This is a genomic window from Nocardia arthritidis NBRC 100137 (assembly GCF_001612765.1).
Classification (GTDB): Bacteria; Actinomycetota; Actinomycetes; order Mycobacteriales; family Mycobacteriaceae; genus Nocardia; species Nocardia arthritidis.
The window spans coordinates 1-16936 of sequence record NZ_BDBB01000008.1 but is presented as its reverse complement, the minus strand read 5'-3'; the positions used below and the strand labels follow the sequence as shown (position 1 = coordinate 16936).

The following is a 16936-nucleotide window of genomic DNA, read 5'->3' as shown; positions in this document are numbered from 1 at the left end:
CCGTGGCGGGCAACGAGGTGGACATCCGGGTGATCCCGAGTCCCCGCACGCGTTCACCTATCGCCCGGCCGGCATGGCCGCGGTCGCCCGTCGGGGTATCGAAATGTGGCTTGAAGACCGCTTGGCCAGGGCGTAACTCGTCGCCGACCTCCGCCGGATCGCACCGCCATTCGTCGCAGCGCCGACACATAGGGCGTCGCAAGGCTCGAGACGACCTCGCTGCTGTCCGCGTCGCTCAGCCTGTGCTCGCGGATTCTTCCGCACGAAGCGCGGCGATCGTCGCGCGCAGGGACTCCGCGGTGGGTGTCGGTTCGATGCCGAAGGCCGCGGTCGCGGCGGAGGAGTCGATGACGAACGGGCGATCGAACTGGTAGCGCATCTCGCGCATCTCGCGGGCGTTGGGATCGAACAGCCCTGCGGCCCACAGCATCGCGGTGGGCATCCGGCTCACGCGCGCGGGCGGCGCGTCCGCCACGGTCGCGGCCAGTCCGGCCAGTTCACGGATGGACATGGGCGGCGGGGTCGGCGTGTGCCATGCTCGGCCCCAAGCACTTTCGTCGGCGGCGACCGCGACCAGCGTGCGGGCGGTGTCACCGACATCGGTCCAGCTGTGCGCGGCGTCCGGGTCGGCGGGGAACTGCACCCGGCGACCCGAGAGCACGGCGGGCAGCGCCACCATGGTGAACGCCGATTTCGCTCCCGCGCCGAGGTAGTCCGATCCGCGCACCTCGGCGGCGCGGACGCGGCCCGCCTCGTGCGCGGCCAGCGCCTCGGCCCATATCTCCGCCCGAACCCGCCCCTTCACGCTGTTGGGGCGCAGTGCGTGCCGCTCACTGATCGGGCCGTCGACCGGTCCGTAGCCGTACAGGTTTCCGACGCCGAGCAGCGCGGCGCCCGTCGCTTCCGCCGCCCGCAACGCGGCGGCGGCCAGCGGCGGAAAGTCGGTCGCCCAGCGATGATACGGCGGCTGAGCGCACTGGAAGACGACCTCCGCGCCCTCGCAGTGCGGGATCAACGCCTCGGAATCGGTGGCGTCGGCGGCGACGCGTTCGATCAGCGGGTGGTCCGGACCGCTACCGCGCCGGGTGATCACGCGCACCCGGCTGCCGCATCCGGCGAGCAACTGGGCCGTGGCCGTTCCGACCGGACCGGCTCCGATGACGACGTGCAGGGACATGGCATTCCAACCTGTCTGGCGTTCTTTATAGAGAACACTGCTCTCTCATTGACAGCTAGAGCCTAAAACAGAACACCTATCCGAGTCAAGAACACTGTTCACAATCCGTGCAGACGTTCTCCTATCCGTCCTTTGTTCCCTACACTGGGAGGAATGTCCGCCCAGTCACTACGCGCCCGCGTCCGCTCCGAGATGATCGAGGAGATCAAAGCGGCCGCGCGCAACCGGTTGGCGGTGGACGGCGCGAACTTGTCCCTGCGCGGGGTCGCCCGGGACATGGGGATCGTCGCCTCGGCGCTCTATCGGTATTTCCCGAGCCGCGACGACCTGCTGACCGCGTTGATCATGGAGGCCTACCAAGCGCTCGCCGCCGAAGCCGAAGCCGCGGATACGAGGCTGCCTGCCGCCGATCTGCGCGGCCGGTGGATGGCGGTGTGCTCGTCCGTTCGGGACTGGGCGCAGGCTCATCCGGCCGAATACGGCCTGCTCTACGGCAGTCCGGTGCCCGGATACGACGCCCCGGACGACACCGTGGCCCCCGCCGCGGCCGTGGTCTTCCGGCTTGTCGCCATCGCGCAGGCGGGTGCGGAAAAACTGACGCCGCCGCCGCTTTCGTTCGCGCTGCCCGCACCCGTGCACGCCGACCTGCGCCGGCTGATCGAGCAGCAGTCCTCCGACTTGCCCGAGGACGTGCTCGACCGGGTCTTCGTGGCGTGGACCCAGTTGTTCGGCCTGCTCAACTTCGAGGTCTTCGGCCGGCTGAACGGCATCATCGATGCCCGCGCCGACTACTTCGCCCACCACATGAACGTGATGGCCGACCTGGTCGGGCTGCCGTAACGCCGGATTCCGGCTGTCGCGTCGTTCCCACCGTCGCAAGCGTCCCGACCGCAACGGGAACGGGCTCCGCAGGGTGAACCTGCCCCGACCGGCTCACCTGCGGCGATCAGCTGGCGGCGTGTCCGCGCCGGAGTGCGGCTACCGCGAGCCGGGCAGCGCTACGGTGACAGCACCGAGATCTCCGCGTGCCATTCGCCAGACGAAATCACTCATTCGTGGAGGAACATTGCCGAGCTCGTTCACTCGCAGGGGTTTTCTCTCCAGTGCGGCCACCTCGGCGACGGCCGCGGCCGCCGTCTCGACCGGAGCCGCTCCGGGCAGAGCGCGTGCCGACACCGATCCGGACAAGCCGAACATCCTGGTGATCATCGTGGATGAGATGCGGACGCCCGTGTGGTTTCCCGATCAGCAGACGTTGGACACCGTCCTGCCGAACATCGCCCGGATCCGCCGGGGCAGTGTGTCGTTCGAGAATCACTACACGGCGGCCAACGACTGCACGCCCGCTCGCGGCTGCCTGCTGACCGGCCTCTACGCGCAGCAGACCGGGGTCATGGTCGTGTCGGAGTCGACCTTGTCGCCCCTGTTCCCGACGTGGGGATCGATGCTGCGCGACCACGGCTACGACACCACGTACTGGGGAAAGTGGCATCTCGGCAGCTACCCGGATCGCACGCCGGGCGCGCTGGAAGCCTACGGTTTCCACGGCGGCACCTATCCCTCCCCGAACGGCGCGCCGGGGCAAGGGCTGCAAGCGGACCCGAAGATCGTCGACCAGTTCGCCGACTGGTTCCACAACGATTCCGGCGCCGCGCCATGGTGTACGACGGTGTCGCTGGTCAACCCGCACGACATCCAGTGGTGGCCACGCTGGACCCGGCGCGACCAATTCAACGCCGACATCCCGCGGTGGATGAACGAACTGCCGCCCAACTTCGAATCCCTCGAACAGCTCTCGCGCAAGCCGCGCCTGCAGATGGCGCTGGTCGAGGTCTCGGCGGTGGCGTTCGGGGTGGCGCCCTACGGGACACCGGAAGCCATGCAGGCCTGGATCGAGATGCGCAACCTGTATCTGTGGGCGCAGCAGCAGGTCGACATCCAGATCGGTCGCGTGCTCGACACCTTGCAGTCCCGTCCCGATGTCGCCGCCAACACCGTCGTCGTCTTCACCTCCGACCACGGCGATTACGCCGGTTCCCACGGCCTGCACGGCAAGGGCGGCGCCGCCTATGACGAGGCGCTGCGGGTACCGCTCTATGTTCACGACCCGCGCGGATACCTGAGCCCGGTGGACGGCACGACTACCAGGGACCAGCTCACCTCCAGCGTCGACTTCACTCCCCTGCTGCTCACCATCGGCACCGGCGGCAACGAATGGCGCGGCGACGGACGTTACGAACATCTCAGCGGGCGCTTCGACATCGCCGCGGTCTGCCGCGACGCGGGCGCGGCGGGCCGCCCGTGGGTCGCGCACACGACCGACGAGGCGTCGATCGAGGAAGCCGCGATCCTGTTCAACCAGGACGCCCCCGGCCACGTCGCGATGGTGCGCACCGCCGAGGCGAAGTTCGCGTCCTACTCCCAGTGGGTGCACGGCCGGATCCAGATCGATCCGACGCGCGAGCAGGAGTTCGAACTCTACGACTACAGCACCGACGGCGGACGGCTCGAACTCGACAACCAGGCGGCGACCGGGAATCCGCTGCGCGGCGACATGGAACCGCTGCTCGACAACGTCATCCGCACCGAGATCCAGCAACCGCTGCCGCCTTATCTGCGGGCCGCGCAGGACGAAGGCATCGGCGACTATATCTCGGCGCAGACGAACATCTTGGTCCAAGCCGAACGGATCGGCAATGCCCTGCTGGATGCCGTGCCGAAACCGTCCTGACTCCTACAACAGGCCCCGTAATCGCAGGTCCGTCGCGTATTTCTCGATCAGTTCCCGGGATATCCGCGGAATATCGTGCTCGGCGCCGATTTTCGCGGCTCGGACGGCGGAGCGGAATCTCTCCGCGGGAAGTGCCGAGCCGCGAACGGCCGGGGCCGGCCGCCGATAGGCGTGCAGCAAGGGCAGCACGGAGGCCTGGCGCTGCCATTCCGGGAGCGCCCGCAGGGCGGTCTCGAACCGGATGAACCACTCCTGATAGTCGGCGATCCGCTCGATCCGGTGGCCCGCGGCGATCAGCCAATCGACGAACTCGTCGAGCGACCGGCCGTCGTCGTGGGGGTTGAGTACATCGAAACTCTGGAAGCCGGTGCCTGCCGTCGCGCCGAGGGCGGTGATCGCGTCCGCGGTGAAATCGACGGGCAGGCCGTCGTAGTGGGCGCGCGAGCGGTTGCCGTCGGCGTCGGTGCGGTAGAAGGAGAACGGCGCGATCCCCGTGACGATCAGGCTCAGCAGCAGACGGGTGAAGATATCCGGCACATTGAGCTGGCCGGCGTAGCGCCGGTCGGCGAGGATCATGTCCGACCGGAATACCGCCACCGGCAGTCCGCACAGGTCGTTGGCCTCGCGCAGCAGCACCTCACCCGCCCACTTGCTGTTGCCGTAGCCGTTGGCGTAGCTGTCGTCCACCGCGCGGACCGGGCTGATCTCGCGAATGTCCCCGTCCTCGGCGAAGACGGCCGGATCGATCTGCGCGGCCACGGCGACCGTGGACAGATAGCTGAACGGCTTGAGCCGCGTGGTGAGCGCGAGGCGGATCAACTCGGCGGTGCCGACCACGTTCGGGCCGAACAGTTGCCGGTACGGCAGCACGTGATTGACCAGCGCGGCGGGATGCACGATCAGGTCGACGCGTTCGGCCAGCCGATCCCACGTCCGGTCGTCCAGGCCTAGGTTCGGCTCCCCGATATCGCCGGGGATCACCTCGAGATGCGCGGCGGCCAGCTCGCGGAATTCCCGGATGAGTGTGGGATCTCCGGAGTCGAAAGCGCTGTCGAGGCGTTGGCGCGCCGCGGCGGCGTCGGAGCCACGGACCAGGCAGACGAGTGTGCCTGCGGTGTCGTGCATCCGCCGCAGCCACTCCAGGCACAGGAAACGCCCGAGGTAGCCGTTCGCGCCGGTGAGCAGTACCGTCCGCGCGGTCTCCGTGGGACGCGGCAGCGACGGCGCCGCGGCGAGTGTGCGGGCGTCGAGGAACTTGTCGAGCGTCAGATCGGCGGCCCGGACCTGCGGCCCGGCACCGTGCACCGTGGTGTACGTGACGCTTCGTCCGCCCGAGACACGCACGGCCGCGATGTAGTCCGCCACCTCGCGCAGATTGTTGGCCGGGCTGATCACCACCGACACCGGCACCTCGACCTCGAAGATCTCGTGCAGCAGGCTCGATAGCGACAGCGCCGACAGCGAGTCGCCGCCGAGATCGGTGAACTGCGCGTCGGGACGCAGATCGGCGTCCGCGCAGCCCAGCACGGCCTTCGCCGCGCGGCTCACCGTCTCCAGCACGGGCAGATCGACCGCGGTACGGCGCAGATCGAGCAGTTCGTTCGCCTGCCCCGCGTCCAGGTCGGCGTACAGCTGCTGCAAGCGCGGCTCGTATCGCTCTTTCAGCTTGGGGCGCAGCAACTTTCCGATGCCCGACAGCAAACCATCGGCGGTGGTGAACGGCTCGGGCTCGATCAGAAAATCGCGCGGGATCTCGTAGGACTGCAGTTCGGCGTCCTTGGCGAGCCCTCGCAGCGATTCGCTCAGCGCCGTCTTCATCTTCTCGGGGTCGCCCCAGCCCAGCACGTCCTCGGTGGGCACGATCACGGCCAGGAGATAGGCGCGTTCGCTGTTGCCGTACACGAAGATCTGCTGGATCAGCGGACTGGTCGCATAGACCGCCTCCAGGTGCGAGACCGCGACGAATTCGCCCTGGGAGAGCTTCAGCACGTTGTTGCGCCGATCGACGTAGACCAGGCGATCCGGGGCGAGCTCGGCGACGATATCGCCGGTCTTGTAGAAGCCCTCGGCATCGAAGATCTCGGCCGTGAGCTCCGGCCGCTTGTAGTAGCCGGAGATCAGGGTGGTGCTCTTCAGCAGCAGCTCGCCGCGTGGATGGGGTTTATCGGTCCGGAAGTAGCCCAGCTCGGGGACGTCGGCGAGCTTGTAATCGAGCACCGGCGGCCGCTGCACCCGTTCGTCGATGACGACGACGCCGCCCGCCTCGGTGGACCCGTACCCGTCGTGCAGTTCCAGCTCGAGCACCGACTCGACGAACGATTTCATCTCCGCCGACACCGGCGCGCTTCCGCAGATCGCCATGACCATGCGTCCACCGAGGAAGTGCTCGCGCAGTTCGGTTTTCACCTGCGCTTCCAGCGCGGCCCGGTCGACGCCCGGCCCGTCGCGCCGATCCACCTCGCCCCGGAAGCGCTGGAAGATCATGTCGCACACCCGTGGAACCAAGAACAGCTCGGTGGGCCGCGCCAGCGCGATGTCGTCGAAGAGCGTGGACATATCGCTCTCGGCGGTGAAATAGGCGGTGCCGCCGCGGGCCAGTACGCCGGTCAGCGACCCGCGACCGGCCACGTGGCTCATCGGCATGTAGTTGAGGTTGATCGCGGCGACATCGCGCTGGTTCACCCATCCCCTGGCGACCAGCCGCTGGGAGTACATCGCCCCCTTGGGGGTCCCGGTGCTGCCCGAGGTGTAGATCAGCAGCGCCAGCGGGTCCGCACCCGGCTCGGCGGCGAACAACGGCGCGGGCGGCAGCGACCTACCTCGCGCGAGCACCTCGCCGAGCGGTTCCACGAACACGGAGCTGCCCGCCTCGGCCAGGCGGGCGCGGGCCGCTTCGAACGCCGAGCGCTGGTCGTCGTCTCCCGGGTGGTAGTCGAAGACGATCAGCCGTTGCGGCCCGGCCTGCGACAGCGCACACGTCACCGCGGCGTCGAGCAGCTCCGGCGTCGCGGCGAGCACCCGCGGCGCGGTCTCCTCGACGATCGCCGACAGCTGGGCGACCGGCGCACTGGATTGCAGCGGGACCGCGACCAGCCCCAAGTGGATGCAGGCCAGGTCGACAGTGGTGTAGTCGCTGCTGGTAAAGCCGAGAATGCCGACGAAATCGCCCGCCCGGAGCGGCTCGCGCGAATCACCGTGCCATGCGGCGGCCACGGCGCGCACGCGCTCCCACAGCTCGCCGTAGGTGATCGTGTCGAACGCCGGCAGCAGGCTCAGCGTCGTGCGGCCGGTCTCTCCGGTGCGGAGTTCGGTCGCGCGCGTGCCGAGGGCGGGCCGGTCGGCGTAGCCGACCATGATCGTCTCGACGATCTGCGCCAGCCCCGCGCCGGGCTCGCGAATCTTCTCGGCGACCTCGGCACGCGGGATGGCGTTGCGGATGTCGTCGTTTTCGGCGTACAGCCGGGTGATGCGGCGCATGAGCCGCTCCCCGCGTGTTTCGAGTGCCACGACGACCTCCTTCGTCCGGGAAACGCGCCTTCACCAAACACGTTAGCTCGTCTAAATAGTTCGGACGGTCGATAGCGGAGGCAAGTGTCTGTGACACCGGACACAGTGTCGGATATGTCCCAAAATTGTCCGGTATTCCCTTGCGGCACACGCTCAGCCTGGTGCTGCCGGTACCAGTGTCAACGGGCTCCTGTTACCGGTGCCCGGCGCACCGCATGCTCGGAGCATGACACAGACCATATCGCCGGGTCCGGCGGCAACGACGCCCGCCGCCGCTCCGGCCGCCCCACCCGCCGCGCTGGGAGCGCGGCGTTCGCTCGCCGTCCTGGCCGTCATCCTCACCGGCCAGTTCATGGCGGTGCTCGATTCCTCCATCGTCAACGTCGCGATCCCCTCCATCCGGGGTTCGCTGCACACCAGCGGCGCGGCCCTGCAGCTGATCGTCGCCGGATACGTCATCGCCTACGCCGTGCTGCTGGTCACCGGCGCACGGCTCGGCGACCGGTTCACCCAGCGCCGCACGTTCGTCACCGGACTGGCGCTGTTCACCCTCGCCTCGCTGGCTTGCGGACTGGCCTGGAACGAGACGTCGCTGATCGTCTTCCGGTTCGCCCAGGGCGTCGGTGCGGCCGCGATGGTGCCGCAGATCATGACGCTCATCCAGCGCACCTTCACCGGTCATGCCCGCGCGCGGGCGCTGAGCGTCTACTCGGCCATCATCTCCGGCGGCATGGTCGCCGGGCAGGTGCTGGGCGGGCTGATCGTCAACGCGGACCTGCTCGGCAACGGCTGGCGCGGAGTGTTCCTGGTGAACGTGCCGATCGGCGTCGCGCTGCTGGTCGCGGCGCCGCGCATCCTGCCGCCCTCGGCCCGGCGTCTGGAGCGGCGGCTCGACCTGCCCGGGCTGGCCACGCTCACCGCCTCGGTGCTGTTGCTGGTGTTGCCCCTGGTGCTCGGACGCGAGCTGGACTGGCCGATGTGGTCGTGGATCGCGTTGATCGCCAGCGCGATCGGCTTCGCGCTGTTCGTGGTGATCGAGCGAATCGTCGCCTCCCGTGGCGGCGAACCCCTGTTCGCGCGGGGGGTGCTCACCGCACCGGGTCTGATACCCGCCGCCGTCGCGTTGTTCGTGATCATGGCGACCTTCGGCGGCTGGATGTTCGTCATGGCGATCCACTTGCAGAGCACGCTCGGTTACAGCGCCCTGCACGCGGGCCTGCTGTTCGTCCCGCTCGGCGTGACCTTCGCGGTCGCCAGCCTGAACTGGGAGCGCATCCCGGCTCGTTTCCACCCGACGATGATCCCGCTGGGGCTGGTTCTCGGCGCGGCGAGCATGGTGACCCTCGGCGCGCTGCTGCGCGAAGGCGCCGAGGTCGGGCCGCTCGCGCTGACGCTGCTCGGCTTGTGCGGCGCGGGCAACGGCATCGCGTTCAGCCCGCTGATGACCCGCACGCTGGCCAAGGTCCCGATGACTTCGGCCGCGGACGCGAGCGGGATTCTGGTCACCAACGTGCAATTGGGCATTGTGGTCGGGATCGCCACCTTCGGCTCGCTGTTCCTCGGCCTCGCCGGCAGCACGGTGCGCAGTGCGGCGCACGCGCTGGGCGGCACGGCGGTCGCCGAAGGTGTCACGGTCCTGCTCGCGGCGGCTTTCGCCGCGCGCGCGGCGCGGTAGCCCGCCGCTGCGTTCGAAAACGTTCGACAACCTTGGAATCATCGCGATGCAAACCATCGCGGTCGACCACCCGCCGCGCGCATGCTCGCACAGGGTGGGCCGCCGGTGGCCCGAGCCGGCTCGTACCCGGCTCGGGCCATCGCTCGTCACCTCATGGTTCGCGGGTTGAAAGAGGATGCGGAATGGGCGTTTTCGCGCTCGGTGTAGAGCTCGACGGGGAGGGGTTCCACCCCGGGGCGTGGCGGCGGGCGACACACGCGCCGCGTCTACCGCAACGAGTACACCGGAACCACCCTCCGCTCCCACCTCGGCCTCCGCGAACCCCTCACCCGGCGACCTCGAAGTGATCGGCAGGACCACACACCATAAGCCCCATCGGAGATCGAAGTTCTTGCTGCCGCGATTTTGTGGGAGTCGTCCTTCTCGGTGGTGAGGAAGGGGAGTACCTCCGGCGCCTGCAGCCCTCGAATCGCCAGTTCCGCGCAACAAACAATTGCTGAGCAAAAGCAATTACTCGACGTCGTAAAGTACCCGAAATTACTGTCTCTCAAACGATCCCAGCGCCGACGCACGGTTGGTATCGTGTCGGGGGGACTACAGTTGCCGACGCCAGACACGCCACCGGCGTGGATCGGCTATCGCATGCGGGAGGCCGGGGCGGACCGACGAAGAAGGACAAAAGCGCCGAGATGACGCGGCGGAGTCCATCATCGAGCGGTCGACCCCTCGATGATGCTGATACGTCACGCGTCGGATTCGGAACGGGGAAGAACATGGCAGGCGCTGAACAAGCCGAGTTTCTCGCAGCGGAACTGGCGGCCCAAAAAGCGCTGTTCGAACGTCGCCGTTCGCGTGACAAGCGAAAAGCTTTCACCTTGCGCATGGCTACGGTCTGCTTCTCGGCGGCGATCACGATCCTTCTCGGCCTCCAAGTAAGTCTCGACGTCCGTCCGATACTCTCCGACATCGCTTTGACGCTCGGCGCTCTCACCACTGTCCTCGCCGCTTACGAAGCCTTCTACGACCATCGCGGACTCTGGATCGGACGCACCGTCACCGTCGACCGAATCGCCGAGTTGGAACGCAATCTCGAATTCCGCCTGCTCGGCCGCGATTCGGATCGAAGCGAAGTGGTTGTCGACGACTTACTGCAAGGCCTCAATACGATCATCAGCGATGACCGGCAAGGGTGGCTCAAATTGCGTGCGAGCCGGGAATCCTCGTCCGAGCCGGACGGCAACGGCCCCCACCGTGCAAATACGCGATAGTCAGCACTCCGCTGCCTTCACACGATTCGGAGATGGCACATGGTCGGCGATACCCGCTACGACATCACATCGGCAGTAACAGCGGTGCAACGCTTGGTCCAGACGTTGGGCTGGCAGAAGTTCCACCGGCCTCGATATCTCGTCTCCGCGCTGTGCACCGAAGCAGCCGAACTACTCGACACCACACTGTGGCGGACACCCGAGCAGATCGACGAGATGTTCAAAGGTAATTCGGTTGTCGAAGGCGAAGTCGCCGACATAGCCATAAATCTGCTGTCCCTGGTCGAATTCGGCGGTATCGATCTCAACGAAGCCGTTGTCAGGAAGGTCGACAAGCTGCTGGTGCGGCATCGGGACACCAAGCACGGTTTCGCCCGCGCGGATGCGGTGAACTGCATCCGATGTGGCCACGAAGTCGAGCCCTCGTGGCATTGGTGCCCGCTCTGCGGCACCGCAGTCCATTCCGGCCGACAGCTCCCCCAGCGGGACGGCGAGCCGAGCGAATCCAGCGAGGACGTGGCCCGCTGGGAGCAGGTGGCCGCCAGCAGTTGGAATACCCGGCCCGGCAAACAACGTTGGCTGCACGAGTACCTAATGGGTCCGGCGATCTCCCGCCTTCTCGGTGCGGATACGCGAACCGTGGTGGACATCGGATGTGGCGACGGCTGGCTCAGCGAGAGATTGCGCTCTTCCGGCTCCGTCGAGGTAGTCGCGTACGACCCCGCCGAGCAGATGCGCGCGTTGGCGACCGCTCGCCTCGGAGAATCAGCGGTGGTGACCGATCCCGATCTCATCGCGGCGGAGTCGCTCGATGCCGCTGTGGCGAACATGGTGCTCTCGGCAACTGTCACTCCCGAGCTGGTCTGCAAGCAGGCGCACCGAGTGCTCCGGCCAGGCGGCCAGCTCCTGGTCAGCGTTCCACACCCGTGCTTCACCCTGTTTCGCGAATTGCACACGACCACCGACCGGGCCTGGACCCAAGACGAACTCTCCGACGAGCTTCCGATGCCGGACTGGTTGCGGACGATCGCACGCTACTATCACGCACCCACCGAAGAGGTCACCTGGCAATCGGGCATGGCCGGTACGCGACTCTACAACCGGACACTGACGCAATATTCACGCATGTTCGCCGACAACGGATTCTCGATCCACCGGTTGGTGGAGCCGCAGCCGGCGAGCGAGGGCAGGGAAATCGACCCGCGGCTGTTCACGCTGCATTCACTGCTTCCCGGCGTGCTGATCTTCGATATGCGTAGATGCGAGAACTAGTGGAAAATGAGCGCTTCGAGAAGGTGTGTGGTCTGCGGTCATCCTGCCACGGCATCCGCATCGACGGGGCCGCCCCTGTGTTCTCCGCACGACATGGCAGCAGAGCTCGGCCTGGTCGAGGATGATCCCGTAGAGGCGCTCGGGAAATCGGCGATGCTTATTCTGTCCCGCCTCCAGAGCCGCGTCTCCACCCGGGATACACAGTTGGCCATGCGACTGCTCGCCTCGATGTCGGCCAGAGCAATGGATCCTCGATTACGCGGCAGACTCGGTCTCGCCATTCTGTACGGCCAGACCGCCATGGCGAAACAAGGTTCCGCAGTGGTGGTCGGCGCGCAGGAGTTCATCACGCAAGCCGTCTACGAGGTCCGTGCGAGCGGAGATGCCGACTCGAGGCTGACCGCAGCGGCGATGGATACGCAACTGAAGAGAACACTGGGGCAGGTCACTCATCAGCGCGGCGATCATGCTCTCGCCGCCGCCTACCTCGCCACGTCGCTGGAATCCATGGATCCGGCGATAGCGCAGGTGCTCGGCTCGGAGATGGATCTGCATCGGTCGCTGCTGTCATCGAGTCTGTATCTGAGTGGAGCGGCGAAGGAATCGTTCGAGCTGGCCTCGGAGCTCTACAGCGCGACCTCCGAGGACGAAGAGCGCTCGGCTTACCGGTCCATCATTTCGGCCCGGCTGATAGAGCATCATTTGGAGCGAGGGCAGATCGCCGAGGCGATAGATCTTGTGGCGAAGACACCGAGTATCACCGAATCGGAGCCTCCCACGGATGTCGGCGCAGCGGTGAATTCCGTTATCCTGGCCCGAGATCGCGCCCAATCGCTGCTGCGTTACGGCGAATACGAGTTGTCGGAAAGTCTGATACGCGAGGCTCACGACGTCGCCGTCGAGCACGGACTGTCGGATCAAGTGGCGAAGTTTCGCGCGATGTATCACGAAGCGACCGAAAGAGGACATCGGAATGCGGTGCCCCTCCTGACCGATCGGTCGGAGCCGTCGTCACCCGAGACCGACTTCGTCATCGTCACGGTGCGCGACGACGAACTCGCCGCTGTGCTCGCGCATCTCGGGGGTGTGCGGGACGCGCCGATCACCAATCACCTCTGGGACGCGCGACGCCTGGAGACACTCGACGGGAGAACGATACGGGTCGTCACCTTGGCATTGGGCAAGCAGGGAAACTCCAGAGCCCACAGCGTAGTGGACATCGCGGTGCGAAGGCTGCGGCCTCAACGGGTGATATTGGTGGGCATCGCCGGCGGAGTTCCCTGCGCGGACATCACTCTCGGTGACGTAGTGATCGCCCGGGAGATTCTGGATTTCTCCGTCGGCGCCGCGTTGCCCGGTGGTGCGGTGCAGTTCGCGGTAACCGCCCGTAGCGGGCTCGACGGCTTCACCGATCTCGCAGGCGCGATGGTTTCCTCGTGGCAATACTCGCTGCCCGGATGGCCGCACATCACAGATCCGTTCACCGGCGAGCCACTGCCGAAGCCGCCCGTCGATCCGGAAGGCGACAGTATCGTCGGCATGGGGGCGTGGGAAAAGCGAGTACGGGATGTCCTGAGATATCACCAGAGCGCAGGCAACTCGGCGGGGCCTCCCCGTGCTGTCTCGGGGACGATCGCGACGTCGAACCAGCTGATCAAAGATCCCTCGGTGCTGGAGTTGTGGCTGGACGCTGCTCGAGACCTGCTCGCGGTCGAGATGGAAAGCGGAGGAGTGCTGGCGAGCACATCCGCCGGCAACTGCCCGTGCCTGGTGATTCGAGGTATCAGCGACATCGTCGGTCTCCGGCGCGACGAGCGATGGACGAAGTACGCGTGCCATAGTTCGGCGGCCTTCGCGGCGGCGCTGATCCGATCCGAACTACTACGCTGAGCCTGCACCGCCGACCGGTTGCCTGCCGTCGAGAACGTCAGTGTTCCCGTACGCAATCGACCGGAACTACGGCCTACCTCAGAGCACGGCTTCGATGGCCGCGACCAATTCCGGCGCCTCGGGGGTGGTGCGCGGACGGAATCGGCCCGCGACCTTCCCGTCGCGGTCGATCAGGAACTTCTCGAAATTCCACTGGATGTCGCCCGCGTTGCCTTCGGCGTCGGGAGTCTCCACCAGCTGCTGGTAGAGGGCGTGGCGCTGGTCGCCGTTGACGTCGGTCTTCTCCAGCAAGGGGAAATCGACGCCGTAGGTGGTGGAACAGAACTCCTGGATCTCCTCGGCGGTGCCGGGCTCTTGGCCCATGAACTGGTTGCACGGCACGCCGACCACGCTGAGACCGCGCGGACCGAAGGACTCGTGCAGCTCGACCAGACCGGCATACTGCGGCGTCAGGCCGCATTTCGAGGCCACGTTGACCAGCAGGACGGCGCGGTCACCCGCCAGGTCGGCCAGCGTCGTCGATTCGCCGGACAGCGTGCGTAGCGGAACTTCTCGAAGACTCATGCGTATCCGTTCTCGATGCCGTGGATCCACCCCGACGGCCACGCTACCGGATCGGCGGGGGCTGTGACCGCTGCGGGCGCGGCGGTTCCCGCGGGGAAACCGCGCTCAGCGCAACCTGGTTCGGCGCATCAGCCGCAGCGACGTCAGGGTCATCTTCAGCTGCTTGTCATAGGGCTGACCTGCCCGTGCGGCGAGCACCTGTTTCTTGAGCACGCCGACGTTCACCGTGTCGGTGTACTTCAGCAGGCCCTGGTCGCCGTGCCGGGTGCCGACGCCGGACTGCTTCACACCACCCGAGGGCGTGCCTTTCGCGGCGTAGGTCGCGACGAAACCGTCGTTGATGTTGATATTGCCCGCCTGTAACTGCGCGGCGATCCGCTCGGCGCGCGCGAAGTCCCGGGTCCAGACACTGGCGTTCAAGCCGTAGTCGGTGGCGTTGGCCAGGCGCACCGCCTCCTGCTCGTCGTCGAATGGGTACACGGTGACGACCGGGCCGAAGGTTTCCAGCGTCGCGTGGGTCATCTCGGGGGTCACGCCGGTCAGCACGGTGGCCTCGTAGAACGCCGGGCCGACATCCGGCCGCGCCTGCCCGCCGACGTGCACGGTGGCCCCTTTCGATCGCGCGTCCTCGACATGGGCGGCGACCCGTTCCAGGTGCTGCGGGGAGACGAGGGAGCCGAACTCCGGCGTGTAGTCGTAGGCCGCGCCGATCTTTTCGTTCAATTCCGCCGCGGCGGCGACCAACCGGCGGAGGAACTCGTCATGGATGGAGCGGTGCACGTAGATCCGCTCGATGTGCATACACGCCTGCCCCGAGTTGGCGAACACCGCGAACACCGCGCCGGGCACGACCTCGTCCAGGTTCGCGTCGGCGAGCACGATCATCGGATTCTTGCCGCCCAGCTCCAGGCTGCACCCGATGAGGTTGCGGCCGGCCTGCTCGCCGACGATCCGGCCGGTGGCGGTCGAGCCGGTGAACATGACGAAGTCGACATCGTCGATCAGGGTCGGCCCGATATCGGGTCCTTCACCACACACCACCTGCACCAGACCGCGGGGCAGCCCGGCCCGGTGCAGCAGCTCGACGCCGAACAGCACGCACAGCGCGGTCTTGTTGTCCGGCTTCAGCACCACGCCGTTGCCCGCCATCAGCGCGGGCATGGCGTCGGACAGGGCGATGGCGAAGGGAAAGTTCCACGGCGCGATCACCGCGACCAGCCCCTTGGGACGGTGCTGCTCGGTGGAGGTGGTCAGCAGCGGCATCGGGCCGCCGCGCCGCTTCGGCCGCAGCACCCGGCGCGCGGTCTTGAGATAATGGCTGACCACCATGGGCACGTCGCAGGATTCCTCGACGGCCATGCGACGAGTCTTGCCGCATCCGATCTGGATGAGGTCGGCGATGGTCTCCACTTCGCCGAGGATCAGCTCGTGCAGCCGCTCGAATACCCGCAGTCGTTCCCGCAGTGGCTGCGCGGCCCATTCCGTCTGCGCGGCCCGGGCGGCGGCGCACGCGCGCGAGACGTCCTGCGGGGTCGACTGCGGAAGCGCACCGACCGGAGCGCCGGTGTAGACCTCGGTCATCTCGAACGGCGCCGCGCTACCGTCGGCGGCGACCAGGCCGGTCAGCCGGGTGATCAGCTCCCCGGTGATCCTGGCGGGCAGGGCGCCCGTCGCCTTGTCGGTGTGTGCTGTGCTCATCGGATCATCTCCATGACGTCGGACATCGCCGCAGGCGCCGGGCTGGACAGTGCGCTTGAATTAGAACACGTTCCGGTTTTGGGTTCATCGTATTCGTCCCCGCCCGCCCTGCCTACCCACCACGTGCGAAGAATTCCGCTCACTCGTCCGCGGCGATCGTCAACGCCTGGGTGGGGCAATAGCGGACCGCGCGCTGCACGTCGGCCTGCGCTTGCGGGTCCGCGACGGCATCGAGGATCTCCACTTTGCCGCGCTTGGGGACATGGAACACCTCGGGCGCCTCGTCCTGGCACACCGCATGTCCCTGACACAGATCCAGATCGGCCAGCACTCGCATCGTCGCTCCTTACTGTTCGTTCGATCCCGGGTCGTCCGCGAGCGGACGCACGGGCGCCTCGGGCTGCACCTCGACGAGCACCAGGTGTGCGCCGCGCGGCGTGGACACCACCGCCACCACCGCGGCGGCCAGGTCGCCGGCGCGCAGCATGTACGGGTGCCTGGCGAAGCCCCATGCCTTCCAGTCCTCCAGCACCGGGCCGACGATCTCGGGCGTGGAGTCCATGCCCATACCGGTCAGGGTCGGGCCGGGCCGGACCTGCGACAGGCGAATGCCGGTGCCCTCGAGCTCCATGCGCATCTGCGCGGCCATCGCTTCCAGACCCGCCTTGGCGGCACTGTAGGCGCCGGTGCGCGGACGCGGTTCGGATGCGCAGTCCGAGCTGATCAGCACCACGTCGCCGCGCTGCCTGCGCAGCATGCCGGGCAGCACCCGGTGCACGAGGCGCTGCGCACCGACGAGATGCACCTGCACTTGGCGCACGAACCGTTCCGGATCCATCGCGTGCGCCTGTCCGAACTCGATGTCGCCCGCGCTGGACACCAGGATCTCGGTGGGGCCGAGCGCTTCTTCGGCGGCGCGCACGAACTCGTCGACCGAGCCGGGCTCGGTGACGTCGAGGCGGTGGGCGAAGGCTTCACCGCCGTTGGCGCGGATCTTGTCCGCCAATTCGGCGCACTGCTCGGCGCGGCGCGCGCCGAGCGCGACCGGGTGGCCCAGCTCGGCCAAAGCGACGGCGGTGGCCGCGCCGATCCCGGAGGAGGCGCCGGAGACGAGCGCGGGCCTGCGCTCGGGATGGGGTGCGAATCTTGGCATT

At 67.3% G+C, this 16936-nt stretch carries 12 protein-coding genes; 6 read left to right on the top strand and 6 right to left on the bottom strand.

The window, feature by feature from the left end; genetic code table 11:
* Positions 1 to 235: 235 nt before the first annotated feature.
* Entirely contained in the window at positions 236 to 1177 is a 942-nt protein-coding gene (locus NA8_RS07825; RefSeq protein WP_063049703.1) for an NAD-dependent epimerase/dehydratase family protein, read from the bottom strand.
* 153 nt (positions 1178 to 1330) lie between these two features.
* Here NA8_RS07825 and NA8_RS07820 point away from each other — a divergent pair, with 153 nt between their 5' ends.
* Both NA8_RS07820 and NA8_RS07815 read left to right on the top strand, forming a co-directional pair.
* On the top strand, positions 1331 to 2017 hold the full coding sequence (locus tag NA8_RS07820) for a TetR/AcrR family transcriptional regulator (RefSeq protein ID WP_063049702.1): 687 nt from the start codon (positions 1331 to 1333) through the stop codon (positions 2015 to 2017).
* 226 nt (positions 2018 to 2243) lie between these two features.
* On the top strand, positions 2244 to 3908 hold the full coding sequence (locus NA8_RS07815) for a sulfatase-like hydrolase/transferase (protein ID WP_063049701.1): 1665 nt from the start codon (positions 2244 to 2246) through the stop codon (positions 3906 to 3908).
* Positions 3909 to 3911: 3 nt separating this feature from the next.
* On the opposite strand, the gene car is transcribed toward NA8_RS07815, so the two are convergent.
* Positions 3912 to 7385 (bottom strand): carboxylic acid reductase, encoded by a 3474-nt coding sequence (gene car, locus NA8_RS07810; protein ID WP_157106596.1) that lies wholly within the window; start codon positions 7383 to 7385, stop codon positions 3912 to 3914.
* A gap of 256 nt (positions 7386 to 7641) precedes the next feature.
* On the opposite strand from car, the gene NA8_RS07805 reads away from it, so the two are divergent.
* The 4 genes from NA8_RS07805 to NA8_RS07790 all read left to right on the top strand — a co-directional run bounded on the left by NA8_RS07805 (position 7642) and on the right by NA8_RS07790 (position 13520).
* A complete protein-coding gene (locus tag NA8_RS07805; RefSeq protein WP_084466599.1) occupies positions 7642 to 9090 on the top strand; it encodes an MFS transporter in 1449 nt (482 codons plus the stop codon).
* 773 nt (positions 9091 to 9863) lie between these two features.
* Entirely contained in the window at positions 9864 to 10358 is a 495-nt protein-coding gene (locus NA8_RS07800) for an SLATT domain-containing protein (RefSeq protein WP_063049700.1), read from the top strand.
* A 39-nt stretch (positions 10359 to 10397) separates the two neighbouring features.
* The gene (locus NA8_RS07795) at positions 10398 to 11630 is read left to right on the top strand and encodes a methyltransferase domain-containing protein (RefSeq protein WP_063049699.1); all 1233 of its coding nucleotides are present in this window, start codon (positions 10398 to 10400) and stop codon (positions 11628 to 11630) included.
* A 93-nt stretch (positions 11631 to 11723) separates the two neighbouring features.
* Positions 11724 to 13520, top strand: coding sequence for a 5'-methylthioadenosine/S-adenosylhomocysteine nucleosidase family protein (locus tag NA8_RS07790; protein WP_169810468.1), 1797 nt, complete (start codon positions 11724 to 11726; stop codon positions 13518 to 13520).
* Positions 13521 to 13598: 78 nt separating this feature from the next.
* Here the strand turns inward: NA8_RS07790 and NA8_RS07785 are convergent, their stop codons facing one another.
* From NA8_RS07785 to NA8_RS07770, 4 genes are all read right to left on the bottom strand, one after another.
* The gene (locus NA8_RS07785; RefSeq protein ID WP_063049697.1) at positions 13599 to 14084 is read right to left on the bottom strand and encodes a glutathione peroxidase; all 486 of its coding nucleotides are present in this window, start codon (positions 14082 to 14084) and stop codon (positions 13599 to 13601) included.
* Positions 14085 to 14189: 105 nt separating this feature from the next.
* The gene (locus tag NA8_RS07780; RefSeq protein WP_063049696.1) at positions 14190 to 15782 is read right to left on the bottom strand and encodes a succinic semialdehyde dehydrogenase; all 1593 of its coding nucleotides are present in this window, start codon (positions 15780 to 15782) and stop codon (positions 14190 to 14192) included.
* A 139-nt stretch (positions 15783 to 15921) separates the two neighbouring features.
* The gene (locus NA8_RS07775; protein WP_063049695.1) at positions 15922 to 16119 is read right to left on the bottom strand and encodes a ferredoxin; all 198 of its coding nucleotides are present in this window, start codon (positions 16117 to 16119) and stop codon (positions 15922 to 15924) included.
* Positions 16120 to 16128: 9 nt separating this feature from the next.
* Positions 16129 to 16935, bottom strand: a complete 807-nt coding sequence (locus tag NA8_RS07770) for an SDR family oxidoreductase (RefSeq protein WP_063049694.1) — start codon at positions 16933 to 16935, stop codon at positions 16129 to 16131.
* Between the last annotated feature and the right edge of the window lies 1 nt (position 16936).